This window comes from Streptomyces sp. MS191 (genome assembly GCF_008042125.1).
Classification (GTDB): domain Bacteria; phylum Actinomycetota; class Actinomycetes; order Streptomycetales; family Streptomycetaceae; genus Streptomyces.
In genome coordinates, this window is record NZ_RDBI01000016.1 from 26,221 (window position 1) to 49,621 (window position 23,401).

Consider the following 23,401-nt stretch of genomic DNA (forward strand, 5'->3'; position numbering starts at 1 on the left):
GTTACACCGCCCTCATCAGCAGGGTCGCGGCGATCAGCACCGCCGTACCTCCGAACATGGAGACCGCGTACGTGCGGGCGTAGCCGTTCTGGAGCTTGCGCAGCCGGCCGGACAGGCCGCCGACCGAGGCCGCGGTGCCGTTGACCACGCCGTCGACCAGGCTGTGGTCGACGTAGACGAGGGAGCGGGTGAGGTGGGTGCCGCCGCGGACGAAGACGACGTGGTTGAAGTCGTCCTGGAGGAGGTCGCGGCGGGCCGCCCTCGTGAGCAGCGACCCGCGCGGCGCGACGACCGGGACCGGCCTGCGGCCGTACTGGACGTAGGCGACGGCGACGCCGATCACCATGACCGCGACGGTGGCGGAGGTGATGGCCCCGGCGCTGATCGGCGGGTGCCCGTGCTCGAAGCTCGTCACCGGCTCCAGCCAGGTCACGAAGCGGTCGCCGATGCTGAAGAAGGCGCCGGCGCACACGGAGCCGACGGCCAGCAGGACCATCGGGACGGTCATCGACTTCGGCGACTCGTGCGGGTGCGGCAGGTCGCCCTTCTCGTCCGCCTGCCAGCGCTTCTCGCCGAAGAAGGTCATCAGCATCACGCGGGTCATGTAGTACGCGGTGATGGCGGCGCCCAGCAGGGTGACCGCGCCGAGGATCCAGCCCTCGGTGCCGCCCTTGGCGAAGGCGGCCTCGATGATCTTGTCCTTGGAGAAGAAGCCGGACAGTCCCGGGAAGCCGATGATGGCGAGGTAGCCGAGGCCGAAGGTGACGAAGGTGACCGGCATGTACTTCCGCAGGCCGCCGTAACGGCGCATGTCCACCTCGTCGTTCATGCCGTGCATGACCGAACCGGCACCGAGGAACAGCCCGGCCTTGAAGAAGCCGTGGGTCACCAGGTGCATGATCGCGAAGACGTAGCCGATGGGGCCGAGGCCCGCCGCCAGGATCATGTAGCCGATCTGCGACATCGTGGAGCCGGCCAGCGCCTTCTTGATGTCGTCCTTGGCGCAACCGACGATCGCACCGAAGAGGAGAGTGACCGCGCCGACCACGGTGACCACGAGCTGGGCGTCCGGGGCGGCGTTGAAGATGTCGGCCGAGCGGACGATCAGGTACACGCCGGCGGTGACCATGGTGGCGGCGTGGATCAGGGCCGAGACCGGGGTCGGGCCCTCCATCGCGTCACCGAGCCAGGACTGCAGCGGCACCTGGGCCGACTTGCCGCAGGCCGCGAGGAGCAGCATCAGGGCGATCGCCGTCAGCGTGCCCTCGCTCGCCCCGTCCACCGATCCGAGGACCGGCCCGAAGGCGAAGGTCCCGAAGGTGGTGAACATGATCATGATGGCGATCGACAGGCCGATGTCGCCGACCCGGTTGACCAGGAAGGCCTTCTTGGCGGCGGTCGCCGCGCTGGGCTTGTGCTGCCAGAAGCCGATCAGGAGGTACGAGGCGAGGCCGACGCCCTCCCAGCCGAAGTACAGCAGCAGGTAGTTGTCGGCGAGGACCAGCAGCAGCATCGCCGCGACGAACAGGTTGAGGTAGCCGAAGAAGCGGCGGCGGCGCTCGTCGTGCTCCATGTACCCGATCGAGTACACGTGGATGAGCGTGCCGACGCCGGTGATCAGCAGGACGAAGGTCATCGACAGCTGGTCGAGCTGGAAGGCCATCTCCGCCTGGAAGCTGTCGACCGGGATCCAGGTGTACAGCGTCTGGTGCAGGGCCCGGTCGTCGGCGCTCCGGCCGAGCATGTCGGCGAAGAGGACGACGCCGATGACGAAGGAGACGGCCGCGAGCACGGTGCCGAGCCAGTGCCCGGTCTTGTCCAGGCGACGGCCGCCGCACAGCAGGACGGCCGCTCCCAGCAGGGGCGCCGCGATGAGCAGCGCAATCAGGTTCTCCACGGTTCAGCCCCTCACAGCTTCATCAGGCTGGCGTCGTCGACCGAGGCCGAGTGGCGCGCCCGGAAGACCGACACGATGATCGCGAGCCCGACCACGACCTCCGCGGCGGCGACGACCATCGTGAAGAACGCGATGATCTGGCCGTCGAGGTTGCCGTGCATCCGGGAGAAGGCGACGAACGCCAGGTTGCAGGCGTTGAGCATCAGCTCCACGCACATGAACACCACGATCGCGTTGCGCCGGATCAGCACCCCGGCCGCGCCGATGGTGAACAGCAGGGCCGCGAGGTACAGGTAGTTGACGGGGTTCACCGGGTGGCCTCCTCTTCGTCCCGGTCCCGGCCGAGCCGCTCCTCGGAGCGCTGCTCCAGCGCCTTGAGGTCGGCGAGGGCCTCGGTGGACACGTCCCGGATCTGACCGCGCTTGCGCAGCGTCTGCATGACCGTCAGCTCGGCGGGCGTGCCGTCGGGCAGCAGACCGGCGACGTCCACGGCGTTGTGCCGGGCGTAGACGCCGGGGGCGGGCAGCGGCGGCACGTGCTTGCCCTCGCGCACGCGCTGCTCGGACAGCTCGCGCTGGGTCCTGGCCTTCTCGGTGCGCTCGCGGTGCGTGAGCACCATCGCGCCGACCGCTGCCGTGATCAGCAGCGCGCCGGTGATCTCGAAGGCGAAGACGTACTTGGTGAAGATGAGGGCGGCGAGGCCCTCGACGTTGCCGCCGTACGCGCTGTTGGCCGCGCCGAGTCCGTTGAACTCCGTGAGCGACGCCTGGCCGATGCCCGCGACGAGCAGCACGCCGAAGCCGAGCCCGCAGGCCGCGGCCCACCAGCGCTGCCCCTTGATGGTCTCCTTCAGCGAGTCCGCGGCCGTGACACCGACCAGCATGACGATGAAGAGGAAGAGCATCATGATCGCGCCGGTGTAGACGACGATCTGGACGATGCCGAGGAAGTACGCGCCGTTGGCGAGGTAGAAGACGGCGAGGATGATCATGGTGCCGGCCAGGCACAGCGCGCTGTGCATGGCCTTCTTCATGAGGATCGTGCACAGGGCGCCGATGACGGCGACGGTGCCGAGGACCCAGAACTGGAAGGCCTCACCACCCGAGGTGGTGTACGCCGCGAGGTCGGCGGTCATGCGTCCACCTCCTCCGGCTCGCCGTTCTCCCCCTTGGAGGCGGCGACCTGCCGGACCGTGCCGGGCGCGGCACCGGTGACCAGCCCCCGGTAGTAGTCCTGCTCGTCCGTCCCGGGGTGGATCGCGTGCGGGGAGTCGACCATGCCCTCCTCCAGGCCCGCGAGCAGCTGCTCCTTGGTGTAGATCAGGTTCTCGCGGGAGGAGTCGGCCAGTTCGAACTCGTTGGTCATCGTGAGCGCCCGCGTGGGGCACGCCTCGATGCACAGGCCGCACAGGATGCAGCGGGCGTAGTTGATCTGGTAGACCGCGCCGTACCGCTCACCCGGGGAGTAGCGCTCCTCGTCGGTGTTGTCCGCGCCCTCCACGTAGATGGCGTCCGCGGGGCAGGCCCAGGCGCACAGTTCGCAGCCGACGCACTTCTCGAGTCCGTCCGGATGGCGGTTGAGCTGGTGCCGGCCGTGGAAGCGCGGCGCCGTCGTCTTCTGCTGCTCCGGGTACTGCTCGGTCAGCCGCTTCTTGAACATGGCCTTGAAGGTCACGCCGAAGCCGGCCACCGGATTCTGGAAATCAGACACCGTCCGTCTCCTTTCCATCGCTCGCAGTAGCAGAATCGGGGCCGCCGCTGACGACCAGGTCGCGGTCGCGGCGGGACCGGCGCCGCGGGACCGGCGGCAGGGCTTGTCCCGGCTTGGGCGGTACGGGGAATCCGCCGGCCATCGGGTCGAAGGGGAGGCTGTCCTCGGGTGCGGAAGCGGCCTCGCTCCTGGCCTTCCGGTCGCGGAACATGTCCGCGATGAAGGAGAGCAGCAGCACGGCGATGACCGCTCCGGCGACGTAGAGCACGATCGTCTGGAACCCGTAGTTCTCGTTCCGCAGCGCCCGGACGGTGGCGACCAGCATCAGCCAGAGCACCGAGACCGGGATGAGGACCTTCCAGCCGAGCTTCATCAGCTGGTCGTAGCGGACGCGGGGCAGCGTGCCGCGCAGCCAGATGAAGAAGAAGAGCAGCAGCTGGACCTTGATGACGAACCAGAGGAGCGGCCACCAGCCGTGGTTCGCGCCCTCCCAGAAGGTCGAGATCGGGTACGGGGCCCGCCAGCCGCCCAGGAAGAGGGTCACCGACACGGCCGAGACCGTCACCATGTTCACGTACTCGGCGAGCATGAACATCGCGAACTTGATCGAGGAGTACTCGGTGTTGAAGCCGCCGACCAGGTCGCCCTCGGACTCCGGCATGTCGAACGGGGCGCGGTTGGTCTCACCGACCATCGTGACCACGTAGATGATGAAGGAGACCGGCAGCAGGACGATGAACCAGCGGTCGGCCTGCGCCTCCACGATCGCCGAGGTCGACATCGACCCGGAGTAGAGGAAGACGGAGGCGAACGCGGCGCCCATCGCGATCTCGTAGGAGATCATCTGCGCGCAGGAGCGCAGACCGCCCAGCAGCGGATAGGTGGAGCCGGAGGACCAGCCGGCGAGCACGATGCCGTAGATCCCGACGGAGGCGATGGCCAGCACGTAGAGCATGGCGATCGGCAGGTCGGTGAGCTGCATCGAGGTGCGGTGGCCGAAGATCGAGACCTCGTTGCCGGCCGGGCCGAAGGGGATCACGGCGATCGCCATGAACGCCGGGGCCGCGGCGATGATCGGCGCGAGGACGTAGACGACCTTGTCGGCCCGCTTGACGATCACGTCCTCCTTCAGCATCAGCTTGATGCCGTCCGCGAGGGACTGGAGGAGGCCCCAGGGGCCGTGCCGGTTCGGGCCGATGCGCAGCTGCATCCAGGCGACGACCTTGCGCTCCCACACGATGGAGAAGAGCACGGTGATCATCAGGAAGGCGAAGCAGAAGACCGCCTTGATCGCGACGAGCCACCAGGGGTCCGTGCCGAACATGGAGAGGTCCTCGGCGGCGAGCACGCTGCGCTGTGCCTCCGCGAGTGGAGCGAGGGCGGTCATGCGCGCACCTCCGGAGCGGCTACGGCCCGGGCTGCGCCCGGCCTGACGAGGGGGAAGCGGGGGCGCCGCCCCGCGGGCCCGCGGCCCGCGGCCGGGCGGGCGAGGGGCGCGGTCATGACCGGACCTCCGCCGCGTCGGCGGCGCCCGCGGGACCGATGCGGACCAGGTCGCCGGGGTGGGCGCCGGTGTCGGAGAGCACGCCGCCGCCGGTGGAGTTCAGCGGCAGCCACACCACCCGGTCGGGCATCTCGGTGACCTGGAGCGGGAGGTGGACCGAGCCCGCCGGGCCGGTCACCGCGAGGAGGTCGCCGTCCTTGACGCCGGTCTCCGCCGCGGTGGCGGCCGACAGCCGGGCCGGTGCCGCGTGCCGGGTGCCGGCCAGGGCGGTGTCGCCCTCCTGCAGGCGGCCCAGGTCGAGCAGCAGCCGGTGGCCGCCGAGGACGGCCTCGCCGTCGCCCGGCCGGGCCGCGGGCTGCGCCGGCTCGGCGGGCTCGGAGGCCCGCTCCCCCGTCCAGCCGCCCAGCCGGTCCAGCTCCCGCCGGACGGACCGCAGGTCGGGCAGCGCCAGGTGCGCGTCGAGGGCGTCCGCGAGCATGTGGAGCACCCGGGCGTCCGACGGGGCGAGGCGCCGGGTCATCTGCTCGGGCTTGAGCGCGGCCTCGAAGAGCCGGGCCCTGCCCTCCCAGTTGAGGAAGGTGCCGGGCTTCTCGGCGACCGCCGCGACCGGCAGGACCACGTCGGCCCGGTCGGTGACCTCGCTCGGCCGCAGCTCCAGCGACACCACGAAGGCCGCGTCGAGCGCCTCGCGGGCCCGTGCCGGGTCCGGCAGGTCGCGGACCTCGACGCCTCCGACGAGCAGCGCGCCCAGTTCGCCGACGGCGGCGGCCTCGACGATCTGGCCCGTGTCACGGCCGTAGCCGTGCGGGAGTTCGCGTACGCCCCAGGCCGCGGCGACCTCCTCCCGCGCCCGCGGGTCGGTGGCCGGACGGCCGCCGGGCAGCAGCGTCGGGATGGCGCCGGCTTCGAGCGCGCCGCGCTCGCCGGCCCGGCGGGGGATCCACACCAGCTTCGCCCCGGTGGCCGTCGCCCCGCGGACGGCCGCGGTCAGCGCGCCCGGCACGGCGGCGAGCCGCTCGCCGACCACGATGACGGCGCCGTCGAGGCGCAGGGCCTCGGCCGCGTCCGCACCGGCCTCGTCGAGACCGACCCGGGAGGTGAGCGCGTCGAGCCACTCCGTCTCGGTGCCGGGCGCGGCGGGCAGCAGCGTGCCGCCCGCCTTCGTCAGGCCGCGGGTGGCGTGCGAGGCGATCGCGTAGGTCCGCTGGCCGTGCTTGCGCCAGGCCTTGCGCAGCCGCAGGAAGACGCCCGGGGCCTCCTCCTCGGCTTCGAGACCGATCAGGAGCACCGCCGGCGCGGCCTCCAGGGAGGTGTAGGTGACGCCGGCGCCGTCCAGGTCGCGTCCGCGTCCGGCGACCTGCGAGGCCAGGAAGTCGGCCTCCTCGCTGGAGTGGACCCGGGCCCGGAAGTCGACGTCGTTGGTGTCGAGGGCGACCCGCGCGAACTTCGCGTACGCGTAGGAGTCCTCGACGGTCAGCCGGCCGCCGGCCAGGACACCGGTGCGGCCGCGGACCAGGCCGCGGGCCGCGGCCTCCAGGGCCTCGGGCCAGGAGGCGGGTTCGAGGACGCCCTCGGCGTTGCGGACGAGGGGGGTCGTCAGCCGGTCGCGCTGCTGCGCGTACCGGAAGCCGAACCGCCCCTTGTCGCACACCCACTCCTCGTTGACCTCCGGGTCCTCGGCCGCCAGACGTCGCACGACCTTGCCGCGCCGGTGGTCGGTCCGGGTGGCGCAGCCGCCGGCGCAGTGCTCGCAGACCCCGGGCGTCGACACCAGGTCGAAGGGCCGGGAGCGGAAGCGGTACGCCGCCGAGGTCAGCGCGCCGACCGGGCAGATCTGGATGGTGTTGCCGGAGAAGTACGACTCGAAGGGGTCGCCCTCGCCGGTGCCGACCTGCTGGAGCGCGCCGCGCTCGATCAGCTCGATCATCGGGTCGCCGGCGACCTGGTTGGAGAAGCGGGTGCACCGCGCGCACAGCACGCAGCGCTCGCGGTCGAGCAGCACCTGGGTGGAGATCGGGACCGGCTTCTCGTAGGTCCGCTTCCGCCCCTCGAAGCGGGACTCGGCCTGGCCGTGCGACATCGCCTGGTTCTGCAGCGGGCACTCGCCGCCCTTGTCGCAGACCGGGCAGTCCAGCGGGTGGTTGATGAGCAGCAGCTCCATCACACCGTGCTGCGCCTTCTCGGCGACCGGGCTGGTCAGCTGCGAGCGGACCACCATGCCGTCGGTGCAGGTGATGGTGCAGGAGGCCATCGGCTTGCGCTGGCCCTCCACCTCGACGATGCACTGGCGGCAGGCGCCGGCCGGGTCGAGGAGCGGGTGGTCGCAGAAACGCGGGATCTCGATGCCGAGCTGCTCGGCGGCGCGGATGACCAGCGTCCCCTTGGGGACGGAGATCTCGACGCCGTCGATGGTCAGCGTGACCAGATCCTGGCCGGCGGCCCCGGACGGCCCCGCCGCGCTGCCGCCGCCGCTGGGGGTGGACGCGATGACGGTCATGCGGTCACCTCCTTGTGGTTGTCCGCCCAGGCGGTCGACTTGGCCGGGTCGAAGGGGCAGCCGCGGCCGGTGATGTGCTGCTCGTACTCCTCGCGGAAGTACTTCAGCGAGGAGAAGATCGGGGAGGCGGCGCCGTCGCCGAGCGCGCAGAACGACTTGCCGTTGATGTTGTCGGCGATGTCGTTGAGCTTGTCGAGGTCGGACATCCGCCCCTTGCCCGCCTCGATGTCGCGCAGCAACTGGACCAGCCAGTAGGTGCCTTCACGGCAGGGCGTGCACTTGCCGCACGACTCGTGGGCGTAGAACTCCGTCCAGCGGGTGACGGCCCGCACCACACAGGTGGTCTCGTCGAAGCACTGCAGCGCCTTGGTGCCCAGCATCGAGCCGGCCGCGCCGACGCCCTCGTAGTCCAGCGGGACGTCGAGGTGCTCGTCGGTGAACATCGGCGTGGAGGATCCGCCGGGGGTCCAGAACTTGAGCCGGTGGCCGGGCCTCATCCCGCCGCTCATGTCGAGCAGCTGGCGCAGGGTGATCCCGAGCGGGGCCTCGAACTGGCCGGGCGAGGCGACGTGGCCGCTGAGCGAGTAGAGCGTGAAGCCGGGGGACTTCTCGCTGCCCATCGACTTGAACCAGTCCTTGCCGCGGTTCAGGATCGCGGGAACGGACGCGATGGACTCGACGTTGTTCACCACGGTGGGGCAGGCGTACAGACCGGCGACCGCGGGGAACGGGGGACGCAGCCGGGGCTGGCCGCGGCGCCCTTCGAGCGAGTCGAGCAGGGCGGTCTCCTCGCCGCAGATGTACGCGCCGGCGCCCGCGTGCACGGTGAGTTCGACGTCGAGTCCGCTGCCCAGGACGTTCTCGCCCAGATAGCCGGCCTCGTACGCCTCACGCACGGCCTCGTGCAGCCGGCGCAGCACCGGGACGACCTCGCCGCGCAGGTAGATGAAGGCGTGGCTGGAGCGGATCGCGTAGCAGGCGATCACGATGCCCTCGATGAGGGAGTGCGGGTTGGCGAAGAGGAGCGGGATGTCCTTGCAGGTCCCCGGCTCCGACTCGTCCGCGTTGACCACGAGGTAGTGCGGCTTGCCGTCGCCCTGCGGGATGAACTGCCACTTCATCCCGGTGGGGAAGCCGGCGCCGCCGCGGCCGCGGAGTCCGGAGTCCTTGACGTACGCGATGAGGTCGTCGGGCGACATCGCGAGCGCCTTCTTCAGGCCCTGGTAGCCCTCGTGCCGCTTGTACGTCTCCAGGGTCCAGGAGTTCGGCTGGTCCCAGAACGACGACAGGACGGGCGCGAGAAGCTTCTCGGGGCTGCTGTTGTTGATCTCGGCTGCCAAGGTCATCACTCCCCCTCCCCACTGGCTGACTCGCCGCGCGGGTGGACGATCTTGTGGTGCGGGGTCTCGCCCTTGGCCAGGCGCAGCCCGACGAGCGAGGCCGGGCCGGCCCCGCCGGTGGCCTCGACGGCCCCCTCGCGCTCGTCGGGGAAGCCGGCCAGGATGCGGGCGGTCTCCTTGTACGTGCACAGGGGCGCGCCACGGGTGGGTGCGACGGGACGTCCGGCGCGCAGGTCGTCGACGAGCCGCTTGGCGGTCTCGGGCGTCTGGTTGTCGAAGAACTCCCAGTTGACCATCACCACCGGCGCGAAGTCGCAGGCCGCGTTGCACTCGATGTGCTCCAGCGTGACCTTGCCGTCGGCGGTGGTCTCGTCGTTGCCGACGCCGAGGTGCTCCTTGAGCTCCTCGAAGATGGCGTCGCCGCCCATGACCGCGCAGAGCGTGTTGGTGCAGACGCCGACCTGGTAGTCGCCCGACGGCTTGCGGCGGTACATGGTGTAGAAGGTCGCCACCGCGGTGACCTCGGCCGTGGTCAGGCCGAGGACGTCCGCGCAGAACTGCATGCCCGTGCGGGTGACGTGGCCTTCCTCCGACTGCACCAGGTGCAGCAGCGGCAGGAGCGCGGAGCGGGACCCCGGGTAGCGGGCGACGATCTCCTTGGCGTCCGCCTCCAGCCGGGCCCGGACGTCGGCCGGGTAGGCGGGGGCGGGAAGCTGGGGCATGCCCAGGTTCGTCGACGAAGCGTTGTCGGTCATCGGTCGACGCCTCCCATCACGGGGTCGATGGAGGCGACGGCGACGATGACGTCGGCGACCTGGCCGCCCTCGCACATCGCCGCCATGGCCTGCAGGTTGGTGAAGGACGGGTCGCGGAAGTGGACCCGGTAGGGGCGGGTGCCGCCGTCGCTGACGACGTGCACGCCGAGCTCGCCCTTGGGCGACTCGACGGCCGCGTAGGCCTGTCCGGCCGGCACGCGGAAGCCCTCGGTCACCAGCTTGAAGTGGTGGATCAGGGCCTCCATGGAGGTGCCCATGATCTTCTTGATGTGGTCGAGGGAGTTGCCGAGACCGTCCGTGCCGAGGGCGAGCTGCGCCGGCCAGGCGATCTTCTTGTCGCCGACCATGACGTCGCCGGGCTCCAGGCGGTCCAGGCACTGCTCGACGATCCGCAGCGACTGCCGCATCTCCTCCAGCCGCACGAGGAAGCGGCCGTAGGAGTCGCAGGTGTCGGCGGTGGGGACCTCGAACTCGTAGTTCTCGTAGCCGCAGTACGGGTCCGTCTTGCGCAGGTCGTGCGGGAGGCCCGCGGAGCGCAGGATCGGGCCGGTGGCGCCGAGCGCCATGCAGCCGGTGAGGTCGAGGTAGCCGACGTCCTGCATGCGGGCCTTGAAGATCGGGTTGCCGGTGGCGAGCTTGTCGTACTCCGGCAGGTTCTTCTTCATGGTCTTCACGAACTCGCGCACGGCGTCGACGGCGCCGGGCGGGAGGTCCTGGGCGAGGCCGCCGGGCCGGATGTACGCGTGGTTCATGCGCAGGCCGGTGATCAGCTCGTACAGGTCCAGGATCATCTCGCGGTCCCGGAAGCCGTAGATCATGATCGTGGTGGCGCCCAGCTCCATGCCGCCGGTGGCGATGCACACCAGGTGGGAGGAGAGCCGGTTGAGCTCCATGAGCAGGACGCGGATGACGCTGGCGCGGTCCGGGATCTGCTCGGTGATGCCGAGCAGCTTCTCCACGCCCAGGCAGTACGCCGTCTCGTTGTAGAACGAGGTGAGGTAGTCCATGCGCGTGACGAAGGTGGTGCCCTGCGTCCAGGTCCGGTACTCGAGGTTCTTCTCGATGCCGGTGTGGAGGTAGCCGATGCCGCAGCGGGCCTCGGTGACGGTCTCGCCGTCGATCTCCAGGATCAGCCGGAGCACGCCGTGCGTGGACGGGTGCTGGGGACCCATGTTGACGACGATCCGCTCGTCGTCCGCCTTGGCCGCGGACTGGACGACCTCGTCCCAGTCCCCACCCGTGACCGTGTAGACGGTGCCCTCGGTGGTCTCGCGCGCGCTTGCCGATGGGGTAGTCACGAGTACGACCTCCGCTGGTCGGGAGCCGGGATCTGGGCACCCTTGTACTCGACGGCGATGCCGCCGAGGGGGTAGTCCTTGCGCTGCGGGAAGCCCTGCCAGTCGTCCGGCATCATGATCCGGGTGAGGGCGGGATGGCCGTCGAAGACGATGCCGAAGAAGTCGTACGCCTCGCGCTCGTGCCAGTCGTTCGTCGGATAGACCGCGGTGAGCGACGGGATGCGCCGGTCGGTGTCCGGGGCGGACACCTCCAGCCGGATCAGCCGGCCGTGGGTCAGCGAACGCAGGTGGTAGACGGCGTGCAGCTCGCGGCCCTGGTCCCCGGGGTAGTGGACACCGGAGACGCCCGTACACAGCTCGAACCGCAGCGCCGGGTCGTCGCGCAGGGTCCTCGCCACCCGGACGAGGTGCTCGCGCGCGATGTGGAAGGTGAGCTCGTCGCGGTCGACGACCGTCTTCTCGATCGCGTTCTCCGGGAGCAGTCCCTGCTCGTCCAGGGCGCCCTCGAGTTCGTCGGCCACCTCGTCGAACCAGCCGCCGTACGGGCGGGTGGCCTCGCCGGGCAGGCGCACCGAGCGGACGAGGCCGCCGTAGCCGGAGGTGTCGCCGCCGTCGTTGGCGCCGAACATCCCGCGCTGGACGCGGACCTCCTCACCGTGCTCCCCACGCTGCCCCGGCAGGTTCTGCGAGGAGAGGTCCTTCTCGGGATTGGGTGTCTCGTCACTCACCGGAGCAGACCCTTCATCTCGATCGTCGGCAGCGCCTTCAGCGCCGCCTCCTCCGCCTCGCGGGCCGCTTCCTCCGCGTTCACGCCGAGCTTGGAGTTCTGGATCTTCTGGTGGAGCTTGAGGATCGCGTCCATCAGCATCTCGGGGCGCGGGGGGCAGCCCGGCAGATAGATGTCGACCGGGACGATGTGGTCGACTCCCTGCACGATCGCGTAGTTGTTGAACATCCCGCCCGACGAGGCGCAGACGCCCATGGAGATGACCCACTTGGGGTTCGGCATCTGGTCGTAGACCTGCCGCAGGACGGGCGCCATCTTCTGGCTGACGCGGCCGGCCACGATCATCAGGTCGGCCTGGCGCGGCGAGCCGCGGAAGACCTCCATGCCGAAGCGCGCCAGGTCGTACCGCCCGGCGCCGGTCGTCATCATCTCGATGGCGCAGCAGGCGAGGCCGAAGGTCGCGGGGAAGACGGACGCCTTGCGCACCCAGCCCGCGGCCTGTTCGACCGTCGTCAGCACGAAGCCGCTCGGCAGTTTCTCTTCGAGTCCCATAGGTGCCCCTCAGCCCCTCAGTCCCATTCCAGGCCGCCGCGCCGCCACACGTAGGCGTAGGCGACGAAGACGGTGAGCACGAAGAGCAGCATCTCCACGAGCCCGAAAAGCCCCAGGGCGTCGAAGGTGACCGCCCAGGGGTAGAGGAAGACGATCTCGATGTCGAAGACGATGAAGAGCATCGCCGTCAGGTAGTACTTGATGGGGAAGCGACCGCCCGTGACCGGCTTGGGCGTCGGCTCGATGCCGCACTCGTACGCCTCAAGCTTCGCCCTGTTGTACCGTTTTGGGCCGATTAGCGTGGCCATGACCACGGAGAAGATCGCAAACCCCGCACCCAGGGCGCCGAGCACGAGGATGGGCGCGTACGCATTCACGCTCCTCGCTCCTTCCAGTCGTCCTTGACCGTTGGACCGCACCGTCGGGGTCTTCCTCGCTCAGCAGCCCACAGTCACGCGAAGATCGCGTACATGTGAGGCAGTTCACAAGCCCGACTGTCCCGCATCCTATGCCCGCCCCTCTGTGATCTGCGACACGGGGTGCACCAAGGACTTTGTGATCTCCACCACCTGACGAACGATCATCAAGTCGGATGAGCGGTGATCTTGGCACGCGAAGCGCCCAGGTGATCACCAGTTGTGACATCCGGACCCGAAACCGCTGGTCGAAGGGGGTGCGCACTATCAAGAGTTGGGCTGTACAGGCAAATTGGCGACACGGGTCGGCGGAGTGGTAAAGGATCCCGCCGTCGCCCGGTCGAGGGCCTTCGCGTACCGAAGTGGACGCGTGCGTCCGTTCACGAGGGCCGCCGGCACCCCGGGGGCGCCCCCATGTGACCTGCGCCACACACGCACCCGTCCCGGGAAAGCGGGGCTTGGCCATCGGTGTGAAGAGGTGGTAAGTGGCGGTCAATTCGGACGTTTCGCGGAAAACCCATGATCAAGGGCTTGATCGTCGATGCCCGATTTGCCCGTTACGGCGTCAATAAGGGTGCCAGAGAAGCGGATTGAGGGGTTCCGGTCGTAACTGTGGCGCAACACACGTTTCTTGATGGGAACCGCGATCGCCTGATAGCGGTTGTTCCTATGTCCCAGACCGCTCATATACCCAGCCACCGGAAGCCCCGCCGCAGCGCTTCGAAGCTCGCGTTCCGGGCCGGAGTTGCCGGTGGCGTACTCAGCACCATCGCGGTGGCCGGTGCCGCCGGGCCGGCCAACGCCGAGCCGGTGACCGAGACCATCGAGATGCCCACGCTGGGCTCGCTCGACACCGACCTGGCGAGCGTCGTCTCCGCGTCGGCGGAGGCGTCCCAGCAGGAGGCCCTCGACCAGAGCCTGCGCACCCAGGAGGACGCCGCCCTCCAGAAGGCCGCCAAGGAAGCCAAGAAGGCCAAGGCGGAGGCCGACCGCAAGGCCGAGGCCGAGAAGGCGGAGAAGGCCCGCGCCGAGGCCCGTGACCGCGCCTCGCGCACCGCGAGCCGCACCTCGCTCTCCGCGTACTCCGCGAGCGACTCCTCCGACAGCACCTCGCAGGTCGCCACCGGCTCCGCCGCGGCGATCGTGGCCTTCGCCAAGGCGCAGCTCGGCGACGCCTACGTGTCCGGCGGCACCGGCCCGAACTCCTGGGACTGCTCGGGCCTCGTGCAGGCCGCGTACCGCCAGGCCAACATCGACCTGCCCCGCGTCTCCAGCTCGCAGTCCAGCATGGGCACGTCCGTCTCGCTGAGCAGCCTCCAGCCCGGCGACATCCTGTACTGGGGCAGCCGCAGCGGCTCGTACCACGTGGCCATCTACGTGGGCGGCGGCAAGTACGTCGGCGCGCAGAACCCGTCCACCGGCGTGGTCGAGCGCTCCCTGGACTGGGACATGCCGTCCGGAGCCGTGCGTATCCTCTGATTTCGGACGCTTCGGGATTCTCCGTCGCTTCCCTTGCCATAACAGTGAAAAGCCGTCACTCCTCGGGGGAGTGACGGCTTTTCGCGGTTCCGGTGCCGGCCGGGGCGAGGGGCCCCGCGGCCGGAGGGGGCCTGGGAGCCGCGTGAGGCTCCCCGGACCCCTCCCGCGGCCTCGGGCCCCGGGAGCTCCGGCTCAGGCCTTCGGGGCCACCTTCGAGAGACCGTTGATGATGCGGTCCATCGCGTCGCCGCCCGTCGGGTCCGTGAGGTTCGCCAGCATCTTCAGCGTGAACTTCATCAGGACCGGGTGGGTCAGGCCCCGCTGCGTCGCGATCTTCATGATCTTCGGATTGCCGATGATCTTCACGAAGGCGCGGCCCAGCGTGTAGTAGCCGCCGTAGGTGTCCTTCAGGATCTTCGGGTAGTTGTGCAGCGCGAGTTCGCGCTGGGCGGGGGTCGCCCGGGCGTGCGCCTGGACGATGACGTCGGCCGCGATCTGGCCCGACTCCATCGCGTAGGCGATGCCCTCTCCGTTGAACGGGTTGACCAGGCCGCCGGCGTCACCGACGAGCAGCAGGCCCTTGGTGTAGTGCGGCTGGCGGTTGAAGGCCATCGGGAGGGCGGCGCCGCGGATCGGCGTCGTCATGTTGTCCGGGGTGAAGCCCCAGTCCTCCGGCATGGAGGCGCACCAGGCCTTGAGGACCTCGCGCCAGTCCAGCTCCTTGAAGGCCGAGGAGGAGTTCAGGATGCCGAGGCCGACGTTGGACGTGCCGTCGCCCATGCCGAAGATCCAGCCGTAGCCGGGCAGGAGCCGGTCCTGCGGGCCGCGCCGGTCCCAGAGCTCCAGCCAGGACTCCAGGTAGCGTAGTCCGGGTACGAGGCGAGATCGGGCCAGTCGAGCTGGAGGCGCACGCCGCCGCCGATGATCCGCAGCCCCTTGTTGCGCAGCCAGCCGGCCTCTTCGGAGATGTCGATGCCCATGGCGACCAGCTGCTTGGTGGCGCGCGGGGTGAGGCCGTCGCCGCAGACCTTCTCGCGGGGGAACGCGGTCTTCTCCAGCAGCAGGACGTCGAGTCCGGCCTTGGCGAGGTAGTAGGCGGTCGTGGAGCCGGCCGGGCCTGCCCCGGACGGCGTTGATACCGGCCCAGTCTATGGGGGCGCCCCGCGGCCCGACCGAGGGCCACCCCGCGAACGGGGCGGCCGGCGGCCAGGGGACCCGCGGGCCCGTCGCCGGGGGCGTCAGACGGTCTTGAAGCCCCGGTGCATCGCCACGATGCCGCCGCTCAGGTTGCGCCAGGCGACCTTCGACCAGCCGGCCTTCTGCAGCAGGCCCGCGAGGGTCGGCTGGTCCGGCCAGGACTGGATGGACTCGGCGAGGTACACGTAGGCGTCCGGGTTGGACGAGACCGCGCGGGCCACCGGCGGCAGCGCCCGCATCAGGTACTCCTCGTAGACCGTGCGGAACGGCGCCCACGTCGGGTGGGAGAACTCGCAGATCACGACCCGGCCGCCGGGCTTCGTCACGCGGTACAGCTCGCGCAGCGCCGCGTCCGTGTCCTGGATGTTGCGCAGACCGAAGGAGATCGTCACCGCGTCGAAGACGTCGTCGCGGAAGGGCAGGCGGGTGCCGTCACCTGCGGTCAGCGGCAGCCAGCCGTGCCGCTTCTTGCCCTCGCGCAGCATGCCGAGCGAGAAGTCGCAGGGCACGACGTACGCGCCGGTCGCCGCGAAGGGCAGCGACGAGGTGCCGGTACCGGCGGCCAGGTCCAGGATCCGCTGCGCCGGGCGGGCGTCGACCGCCTTGGCGACCTCCTTGCGCCAGCGCCGGTCCTGGCCGAGCGAGAGCACGTCGTTGGTCAGGTCGTAGTTCGCCGCCACGTCGTCGAACATCGAGGCGACTTCGTGCGGCTGCTTGTCCAGGGTTGCTCGCGTCACGCGGCCATTGTCGCAGCCCTGTGAATCCGTTCTCGAACCGCTTCGGCCTTTCGGGCACGGCACGGCTCTCGGAGGCGGCCGGATTCAGCGGCGCCGGAAGACCAGCCGGCCGGCGAGCACGGTCGCGACGCAGGTCCCCGCGCCGCGGGCGGCGAGTTCGGCCTCGTCCCGCACGTCGAAGACGGCGAAGCCGGCGTCGACGCCCACGGGGCCCAGCGGTGTCAGGACCGCTTCCGCGAGGGGGCGGCCGTCCGCCAGCGGATCCAGCGACGGAGGACCCGGAGGCGCGTCGAAGCGCTGCTCCGTGCTCAGGCCCGCGCGCGCCACGGCGTCCACGACCGCGGGTCGCCACAGGTCGCCGGCCACCGCGACCGTCCCGTGCGCGAGCATCCGCTGGACGCCCCGCCGGGCGCTCGCGCCCCAGCGGGCGTCAGTCATGCCCAGGGCGGCGAGGGCGCTCGCGCCCGTGATCGGCTCGGTGCCGAGTTCCGCGGCCTCGCGCGGGTCCGGGTGGTAGGCCCGCTCCAGGAGCTCGGGGCCGTACGGGTTCACCAGCCCCGGGGTCAGCAGGCCCGGCCAGCGCCGGGTCCGCGCGCCGGGGTGGGCGGCGGCGAGGTCCTCGTACGGGCCGATCGCGGCGATCAGCGAGCCCCGGACGACGACGGCCCCGCCCGGCACGGGCGCGTGGCCGCCGCCGGGCAGGACCAGGTCCGCCGCGTGGATCGTGAGCACGGCCGCGTCAGGTGGCGGCGATGATCTGGAGCTCCGGGTGGGCCGTGCCGCCCTCCAGCGCCGTCGACGAGATGTGCGAGGCGACCCGCTCGTCGACCGGGTCGTTCGCCGGGTCGTCGTGCACGACCAGGTGCTCGTACGTCGTCGCCCGCTGGGCGGGGACCCGGCCGGCCTTGCGGATCAGGTCGATGATCTCCAGGCGGTTCGAGCGGTGCTTGGCGCCCGCCGAGGAGACCACGTTCTCCTCCAGCATGATCGAACCGAGGTCGTCCGCGCCGTAGTGCAGCGACAGCTGGCCGACCTCCTTGCCGACGGTCAGCCAGGATCCCTGGATGTGCGCGATGTTGTCCATGAACAGGCGCGCGATGGCGATCATCCGCAGGTACTCGAAGATCGTCGCCTGGGTCCGGCCCTTGAGGTGGTTGTTCTCGGGCTGGTACGTGTACGGGATGAAGGCCCGGAAGCCGCCCGTCCGGTCCTGCACGTCGCGGATCATCCGCAGGTGCTCGATGCGCTCGGCGTTCGTCTCGCCGGTGCCCATCAGCATCGTGGAGGTGGACTCCACGCCCAGGCCGTGCGCGATCTCCATGATCTCCAGCCACCGCTCGCCGCTCTCCTTGAGCGGGGCGATCGCCTTGCGGGGGCGGGCGGGCAGCAGCTCCGCGCCGGCACCGGCGAAGGAGTCGAGGCCGGCCGCGTGGATCCGGGTGATCGCCTCCTCGACGGAGACCCCGCTGATCCGGGCCATGTGCTCGACCTCGGACGCGCCGAGGGAGTGGATGACCAGCTCCGGGAAGTCCTTCTTGATGGCGGAGAAGTGCTTCTCGTAGTACTCGACGCCGTAGTCCGGGTGGTGACCGCCCTGGAACATGATCTGGGTGCCGCCGAGCTCCACCGTCTCCGCGCAGCGGCGCAGGATGTCGTCGAGGTCGCGGGTCCAGCCCTTGGCGGTGTCCTTGGGCGGTGCGTAGAAGGCGCAGAACTTGCACGCCGTGACGCACACGTTGGTGTAGTTGATGTTCCGCTCGACGATGTACGTGGCGATGTGCTCGGTACCCGCGTAGCGGCGGCGGCGCACGGCGTCGGCAGCCGCGCCCAGCGCGTGCAGCGGCGCCGAGCGGTAGAGGTCGAGCGCCTCCTCGGGGGTGATCCGGCCACCCTCTGCGGCGCGGTCGAGGACGGACTGAAGGTCGGCCTTCTCGGTCACCGGGTGAGTCCCTTTCGGAGGGGTGCTGGTCGGACCGAACCAGCCTACGCCAGCGGTTCTCAGGACTTTCGCAGGGTGCCCGTCGGCTTCCCGGCGGCCTCCTCCTCGGAACGGTAGGCGAGGGTGCCGTCCTCGCCGAGCGTGAGGGTGAGGGACGAGGTCCCGCTGGTGCACAGGCCGGCCGTGCCCGGCCGGTCGGGGTCGGTCCGTTCGGTGATCCGCAGCTCGGTCGCGGAGGCGGAGGCCAGCTTCCCGATGCCGTGGCAGCGGACGGTGGTGCCGAGAAGGGTGATCTCGTGCGTGGTGCGCACCACGTCCTCGCCGGTCCGGCCCGCGGCGACGACGGCGGTGAAGTCCCCGTGCGGCGAGCCGTTGCGTTCGGTGGTCGGGCCGGTCCAGGTCCCGACGAAGGCGGCGGGCACGCTGCCGCTCCCCGCCGTGGCGGAGGGCGCGGCCGTGGTCGGCGCGGTCGCGGCCGGCGGGCTCGACGTGCTCCCGCCGGAGTCCGAGGCGCGGGGGTCGTCACGGCCGCCCGGCATCAGGTCGAAGAGGTACCCGGCGCCCAGGGTGACGGCGGCCAGCGCCCCGGCGACGGCGAGGGCGACCGAGCAGCTGACCCGTCGTCCCGCGGCGACGGACAGGGTGAGGCTCCGGCCCGTGCCCCCCTCGGGCCGCCCGCCGGGGCCCGGGGCTCCGCCGGTTCCGGGGGCGGTCGGGCCGCCGGCCCGGGGCGGTGGGACCTCACCCGTGCCGACCGGTTCGAAGGGCGGCCCGAACGTCCCGACGGACGGCGAGCTGAAGGGCACCGGGCCGGACAGACCCGCGTCCCGCGCGGCCGGTTCCAGTTCCAGGAGCCGTACGGCGGTCCTGCTGACCTCCTCCACCAGGGGGCCCGGCAGCCAGCCGCCCGCCACCAGCGACGCCGCGCCGCCGGGGGCGAGGACGGCCGCGGCCCGCGCCGGGGTCGGGCGGGCGGCCGGGTCCTTGGCCAGGCAGGCGCCGACCAGTTCGCGCAGTTCGCCGGTCAGCGCGCCCAGTTCGGGCTCCTCGTGGACGACCTTGTAGAGCAGGGCGGCCGAGGTGTCGCCGGAGAAGGGCGGGGCGCCGGTGGCCGCGTAGACGAGGACGGCGCCGAGCGAGAACACGTCGCCGGCGCCGGTGGTGCCCGTGCCGAGGATCTGCTCGGGCGCCATGTAGCCGGGCGAGCCGACGGAGACGCCGGTCGCGGTGAGCGAGGCCGTGCCTTCGGTGGCGCGGGCGATGCCGAAGTCGATGAGCCGGGGCCCGTCGAGGGTCAGGATCAGGTTGGAGGGCTTCACGTCGCGGTGCACCAGCCCGAGGGCGTGGACACCGGACAACGCCTCGGCGAGGCCCGCGCCCAGGGTCCGCACGGTGTGCTCGGGCAGCGGGCCGAGCGTCTCGACGGCCCGGGCCAGGGTCGGACCGGCGACGTAACCGCTGGCCACCCAGGGCACGGCGGCCTCGGTGTCGGCGTCCAGGACCGGCGCGGTCCAGGCTCCGCCGACCCGGCGCGCGGCCTCGACCTCGCGCCGGAACCGGGCCCTGAACTGCTCGTCCAGCGCGAAGTGCGGGTGCACGACCTTCACGGCGACGGTCCGGCCACCCGCGTTCCGGGCGAGGTAGACGCGCCCCATGCCGCCGGCGCCGAGTCTGCCGAGGAGACGGTAGGCCCCGATGGTCGTCGGTTCCCCTGCTTCGAGCGGCTGCATGCTTCCCCTTCTAGCAGCGCGGAGCTCCCCGTGGGCCGGTTCGTGAGGATTCGCGGCCCCGCCGAGCCAACCGAAGGGGCGTCAGGCCCCTCCTCCTTCTCGTCAACCCCTTGATACCCGTCGTGTCCGAAAGCACCCGGAGTCGCTCCATGAAACGCCTGCCCAGGATCCTCGCCGCCGCCCTCGCGCTCGGCTCCGTCGCCGCGCTGGTCACCGGCTGCTCCGAGGAGGAGGCCCCGCTGACGTTCGACACCCCGAGGGCCTCGGCCGGGAGTGCCGGGCGGGCCGGCGAGACCGGTGGGCGGCGGCCCGTGCACGCCCGCGGGCCCGAGACCGTCTTCCCCACCGGCCCCAGGGCGATCTTCACCACGGCCAACACCCTGGACGACGGCACCAAGGTGGGCGTCACCACGCTCCGGGGCGAGAAGTCCGGTTTCACGGGCAAGGTGTGGGTGTGGGCGCCCCAGCAGTATTTCGACCCGAAGTACGCGGAGAGCGGCTTCCCGGTCCTCGTCGCCCTGCCGGGAGGAAAGGGCTATCCGGTGAATTACTGGATGGGTGGGGACCTCAAACTCCAGCAGCGCATCAGCGCGTGGTCGCGGGAGGGAAAGAGCCTGCCGTTCATCGTCGTGATGCCGGTTCTCAACCCGGACGCCAAGTTCTACTACGACGGCAGCGATATTCCGGGTCAGCCGCGAATGGGCACCTGGCTGACCGAGGACGTGCCGGATTTCGTGCGGGCGAATTTCCGCACCTTCAAGTCCCGTGACGGCTGGGGGTTCATGGGGTCGTCCTCGGGTGCCTTCGTCGGACTCAAGTCGGTGCTCCAGCACCCGGACAAGTTCAAGGCCGTCATCGCCTCGGGGCCCGACACGGTCCCCGATTCACCGCTGTGGGCCGGGCACGAGGCCGAACGCCAGGCGAACAACCCGGAGAAGCTCGCCCGGGCGCTCGGCGCGAAGCCGGACACCCGGGCGAACGAGACCTACCTCGCGTTCCAGATCGGGACCAAGGAGTCGGGGATGGCCCGGCTGAAGGCGTTCATGAAGAACTACACCAAGGGCCCGGTGAAGTCCCGCCTCCAGGTGATCCAGGACGGCGGGCACGACGCCAGGAGCTACATGCGGGGCATGGACGAGGGCTCGATGGAGTGGATCAGCCGCCACATGCAGGGCCCGGTCGCCGCCCCGTAGGCCGTGCCCGGACGCGTCCCGGAGCGGCGGCCGGCCGCCCCGGGCTACCGGTGGCCCAGCAGCTCGACCTGCACGTTCGCCGGGAAGCCGGTCGTCGGACCGGTCCGGCGGGCGAACTCCCGCACACCCGCGAGCTGCTCGGGCCCGAAGCGGAAATCGAGCGTCCGGAAGTACCGCTCCAGCAGCTCCGCGTCGAAGGACTCCCAGCGTGCGGCCTGCTCGGCGACCTTGGCGACCTCCACGAGCGACAGGTCGCGCGAGGCCAGGAACGCCTCGTGGACCTCGCGGACCGTCTCGGGCTGCTCCGCCAGGTAGTCCTTGCGCGCCGCCCACACCGCGAAGACGAACGGGAGGCCCGTCCAGTCCTTCCACATCAGCCCCAGGTCGTGGACCTGGAGGCCCAGCCGCGGGGCGTCGTGCAGCGAGGCCCGCAGGGCCGCGTCGCCGATCAGGACGGCCGCGTCCGCCTCCTGCATCATCAGCCCCAGGTCGGGCGGGCAGGTGTAGTAGTCCGGGTGGACGCCGTACTGCTCGGCGAGCAGCAGCTGGGCGAGCCGTACGGAGGTGCGGGAGGTGGAGCCGAGGGCCACCCGCGCCCCGTCCAGCCGGTCCAGCGGGCGCTGGGAGACGATCACACAGGACATCACGGGGCCGTCGCAGCCCACCGCGATGTCCGGCAGGGCGACCAGGCCGTCCGCGTTCCGGAGATATTCCACGAGGGTGATGGGGCCGATATCGAGGTCGCCCCGGACCAGCCGCTCGCTGAGCTTCTCCGGGGTGTCCTTGGTCAGCTCCAGATCGAGAAGCGTTCCGGTACGGGCCAGGCCCCAGTAGAGGGGCAGACAGTTCAGGAACTGGATGTGCCCGACACGGGGCCGGCTGCGCTGGTGGTCATCGGTTGCATTGTCCACATCGCGAGGCTAGACCCGTCTCGCACGTCGGACATCGCCGGGGCGCGCGTCAGCACGCCGTCGCACGTCAAACGTGTGGGTGACGTGATCTTTCCCTCTAGTGCGCCGCACACCCTGCGTGCTACGCTCCTCGCAAGTTGCAGTTTGGTTTCCCTTGCAGTACAGAGCCTGCGGAGCATGTGACCCGCAGGCTTTTGTAGTTTTCAGACTTCTTTGCAGGTTCTGGAGCAGGGCAACCCTTTGGCCCAAGGAGGGCTTATGGCTACCGGAACCGTCAAGTGGTTCAACGCTGAAAAGGGCTTCGGCTTCATCGCCCAGGACGGCGGCGGCCCGGATGTCTTCGTCCACTACTCCGCGATCAACGCGTCCGGGTTCCGCTCCCTCGAGGAGAACCAGGTCGTGAACTTCGACGTCACGCAGGGTCCGAAGGGCCCGCAGGCGGAGAACGTCACCCCGGCCTAAGTTGCCCGGGTCGGCGATCGCGCACGGCTAGAGAAGTACCCAAGGAGCCCCGCTCCGTGTCCTCGGGCACGAGCGGGGCTCCTGCCTTTCGGCAGACGGATCCCGGTGTCAGCAGTTGGGGATGACGGTGCCGTTGTTGTCGCGGGCCTCGTCGTTGCCCCAGCGGGAGAGGTAGTACGCGGAGACGTACGCGCCCCGGCCGTTCTTGCCGGCGTAGACCGTGTCCAGGTCGGTCCGCAGCCACCAGTGGTTGTAGTTGCCGGAGGCGTCCCTGATCTCCTGGCCCCAGACCTTGCAGTAGACGTAGTTCGTGCCCGCGTTCAGCACGCCCTGGGCGTCGGCCGTGTTCGCCTGGGCGTAGCCCGTGGCGTTGGCGAAGGTGTCGACCCAGTACGTGCCACCGCCTCCCGAGCAGCCGTTGTCGCTGGTCAGGTGCCTGGATCCGTACGAGCCGGGATAGGGCGCGAGGGAGGCGCCGTTGATCGCGATCGGCTGGCCCACGCCGTTGTAGAGCTGCTCGTAGTGGATGTGGGCGCCGGAGCTGTTGCCGGTGGAGCCGGTGGTGCCGACCTGCTGGCCCTGGCTCACCCAGGCCCCGTTCGCGACGGAGTAGGCGCTGAGGTGGAAGTAGTACGTCTTCCAGCCGCCGCCGTGGTCGATCACGATGTAGTTGCCCGCGCCGCTGGGCTGCGAGTGGCGGGTGGCCGTGCCGGACGCCGAGGCGAGGACCGGGGTGCCCGCGGTCGTCCCGCCGTCCGACCTGACGAAGTCGAGCGCCTGCCGCACCTCGGCGGAGTGGTGGCTGTAGGTCCACTTCTGGCCGCAGGGGAAGGGCGCCTTGAAGACGGGGGCCGCGTGGGCGGTCCCGGCGGTGAGGGCGGTGAGCAGTCCGGCGAGCAGGGTGAGCAGGGTGCCGGCCAGGGTGATCCGTAAGGTGCGAGGGGAACGCATCCGTCCTCCGGGTGTGGGGGGCCTCCGCGGGGGCCCCCCACACCCGGAGGACGGATGCGTTCCCCTCGCACCTTACGGATCACCC

The 23,401-nt window shown here is 70.6% G+C and carries 21 protein-coding genes and 1 pseudogene; 3 read left to right on the forward strand and 19 right to left on the reverse strand.

The window, feature by feature from the left end; all coding sequences use genetic code 11:
* Nucleotide 1: 1 nt before the first annotated feature.
* The 12 genes from nuoL to EAO71_RS02225 form a co-directional block, all read right to left on the reverse strand.
* Nucleotides 2–1,897, reverse strand: a complete 1,896-nt coding sequence (nuoL, locus tag EAO71_RS02170) for an NADH-quinone oxidoreductase subunit L (RefSeq protein WP_147976053.1) — start codon at nt 1,895–1,897, stop codon at nt 2–4.
* Between the two features lie 11 nt (nt 1,898–1,908).
* Nucleotides 1,909–2,208 (reverse strand): NADH-quinone oxidoreductase subunit NuoK, encoded by a 300-nt coding sequence (nuoK, locus tag EAO71_RS02175; RefSeq protein ID WP_030214504.1) that lies wholly within the window; start codon nt 2,206–2,208, stop codon nt 1,909–1,911.
* A complete protein-coding gene (locus tag EAO71_RS02180; protein WP_147976054.1) occupies nt 2,205–3,032 on the reverse strand; it encodes an NADH-quinone oxidoreductase subunit J in 828 nt (275 codons plus the stop codon). Before EAO71_RS02180 ends, nuoK begins: the two co-directional genes overlap by 4 nt.
* Entirely contained in the window at nt 3,029–3,625 is a 597-nt protein-coding gene (gene nuoI, locus EAO71_RS02185; protein ID WP_147976055.1) for an NADH-quinone oxidoreductase subunit NuoI, read from the reverse strand. The genes EAO71_RS02180 and nuoI overlap by 4 nt, the downstream gene beginning before the upstream one ends.
* Entirely contained in the window at nt 3,600–4,994 is a 1,395-nt protein-coding gene (nuoH, locus tag EAO71_RS02190) for an NADH-quinone oxidoreductase subunit NuoH (RefSeq protein WP_147976056.1), read from the reverse strand. Before nuoH ends, nuoI begins: the two co-directional genes overlap by 26 nt.
* A gap of 112 nt (nt 4,995–5,106) precedes the next feature.
* Nucleotides 5,107–7,608, reverse strand: coding sequence for an NADH-quinone oxidoreductase subunit G (locus EAO71_RS02195; protein WP_147976057.1), 2,502 nt, complete (start codon nt 7,606–7,608; stop codon nt 5,107–5,109).
* Entirely contained in the window at nt 7,605–8,954 is a 1,350-nt protein-coding gene (gene nuoF / locus EAO71_RS02200) for an NADH-quinone oxidoreductase subunit NuoF (protein WP_147976058.1), read from the reverse strand. Before nuoF ends, EAO71_RS02195 begins: the two co-directional genes overlap by 4 nt.
* Complete coding sequence (gene nuoE / locus EAO71_RS02205) at nt 8,954–9,703, reverse strand: NADH-quinone oxidoreductase subunit NuoE (RefSeq protein ID WP_147976059.1); 750 nt, start codon at nt 9,701–9,703, stop codon at nt 8,954–8,956. The genes nuoF and nuoE overlap by 1 nt, the downstream gene beginning before the upstream one ends.
* On the reverse strand, nt 9,700–11,022 hold the full coding sequence (locus EAO71_RS02210) for an NADH-quinone oxidoreductase subunit D (RefSeq protein ID WP_147976060.1): 1,323 nt from the start codon (nt 11,020–11,022) through the stop codon (nt 9,700–9,702). Before EAO71_RS02210 ends, nuoE begins: the two co-directional genes overlap by 4 nt.
* Complete coding sequence (locus EAO71_RS02215; RefSeq protein WP_147976061.1) at nt 11,019–11,750, reverse strand: NADH-quinone oxidoreductase subunit C; 732 nt, start codon at nt 11,748–11,750, stop codon at nt 11,019–11,021. Before EAO71_RS02215 ends, EAO71_RS02210 begins: the two co-directional genes overlap by 4 nt.
* On the reverse strand, nt 11,747–12,301 hold the full coding sequence (locus tag EAO71_RS02220; protein WP_147976062.1) for a NuoB/complex I 20 kDa subunit family protein: 555 nt from the start codon (nt 12,299–12,301) through the stop codon (nt 11,747–11,749). Before EAO71_RS02220 ends, EAO71_RS02215 begins: the two co-directional genes overlap by 4 nt.
* A gap of 17 nt (nt 12,302–12,318) precedes the next feature.
* Entirely contained in the window at nt 12,319–12,678 is a 360-nt protein-coding gene (locus EAO71_RS02225) for an NADH-quinone oxidoreductase subunit A (RefSeq protein ID WP_147976063.1), read from the reverse strand.
* Between the two features lie 708 nt (nt 12,679–13,386).
* Here EAO71_RS02225 and EAO71_RS02230 point away from each other — a divergent pair.
* On the forward strand, nt 13,387–14,196 hold the full coding sequence (locus tag EAO71_RS02230; RefSeq protein ID WP_147976064.1) for a C40 family peptidase: 810 nt from the start codon (nt 13,387–13,389) through the stop codon (nt 14,194–14,196).
* Between the two features lie 192 nt (nt 14,197–14,388).
* Here EAO71_RS02230 and EAO71_RS02235 read toward each other — a convergent pair.
* From EAO71_RS02235 to EAO71_RS02255, 5 genes and pseudogenes are all read right to left on the reverse strand, one after another.
* Nucleotides 14,389–15,320 (reverse strand): annotated as a pseudogene (locus EAO71_RS02235) (FAD-dependent monooxygenase); the annotation flags it as partial.
* 114 nt (nt 15,321–15,434) lie between these two features.
* Complete coding sequence (locus tag EAO71_RS02240) at nt 15,435–16,130, reverse strand: demethylmenaquinone methyltransferase (RefSeq protein ID WP_147976065.1); 696 nt, start codon at nt 16,128–16,130, stop codon at nt 15,435–15,437.
* Nucleotides 16,131–16,214: 84 nt separating this feature from the next.
* Nucleotides 16,215–16,862 carry an amidohydrolase family protein gene (locus tag EAO71_RS02245; RefSeq protein ID WP_147976066.1) on the reverse strand — a complete coding sequence of 216 codons (648 nt, stop codon included), beginning with the start codon at nt 16,860–16,862 and terminating at the stop codon, nt 16,215–16,217.
* Nucleotides 16,863–16,869: 7 nt separating this feature from the next.
* Complete coding sequence (gene mqnC / locus EAO71_RS02250; RefSeq protein WP_147976067.1) at nt 16,870–18,069, reverse strand: cyclic dehypoxanthinyl futalosine synthase; 1,200 nt, start codon at nt 18,067–18,069, stop codon at nt 16,870–16,872.
* 59 nt (nt 18,070–18,128) lie between these two features.
* Nucleotides 18,129–19,799, reverse strand: a complete 1,671-nt coding sequence (locus tag EAO71_RS02255; protein ID WP_147976068.1) for a serine/threonine-protein kinase — start codon at nt 19,797–19,799, stop codon at nt 18,129–18,131.
* A gap of 149 nt (nt 19,800–19,948) precedes the next feature.
* Here EAO71_RS02255 and EAO71_RS02260 point away from each other — a divergent pair, with 149 nt between their 5' ends.
* Nucleotides 19,949–20,992 carry an alpha/beta hydrolase gene (locus tag EAO71_RS02260; protein WP_147976069.1) on the forward strand — a complete coding sequence of 348 codons (1,044 nt, stop codon included), beginning with the start codon at nt 19,949–19,951 and terminating at the stop codon, nt 20,990–20,992.
* A gap of 44 nt (nt 20,993–21,036) precedes the next feature.
* Here EAO71_RS02260 and EAO71_RS02265 read toward each other — a convergent pair whose 3' ends face one another.
* A complete protein-coding gene (locus EAO71_RS02265) occupies nt 21,037–21,903 on the reverse strand; it encodes a menaquinone biosynthetic enzyme MqnA/MqnD family protein (protein ID WP_147976070.1) in 867 nt (288 codons plus the stop codon).
* Between the two features lie 258 nt (nt 21,904–22,161).
* Between EAO71_RS02265 and EAO71_RS02270 the strand changes: the two genes are divergently transcribed.
* Complete coding sequence (locus EAO71_RS02270) at nt 22,162–22,365, forward strand: cold-shock protein (RefSeq protein ID WP_003967102.1); 204 nt, start codon at nt 22,162–22,164, stop codon at nt 22,363–22,365.
* Nucleotides 22,366–22,473: 108 nt separating this feature from the next.
* Here EAO71_RS02270 and EAO71_RS02275 read toward each other — a convergent pair whose 3' ends face one another.
* On the reverse strand, nt 22,474–23,316 hold the full coding sequence (locus EAO71_RS02275) for a M23 family metallopeptidase (protein WP_147976071.1): 843 nt from the start codon (nt 23,314–23,316) through the stop codon (nt 22,474–22,476).
* Nucleotides 23,317–23,401: the final 85 nt, after the last annotated feature.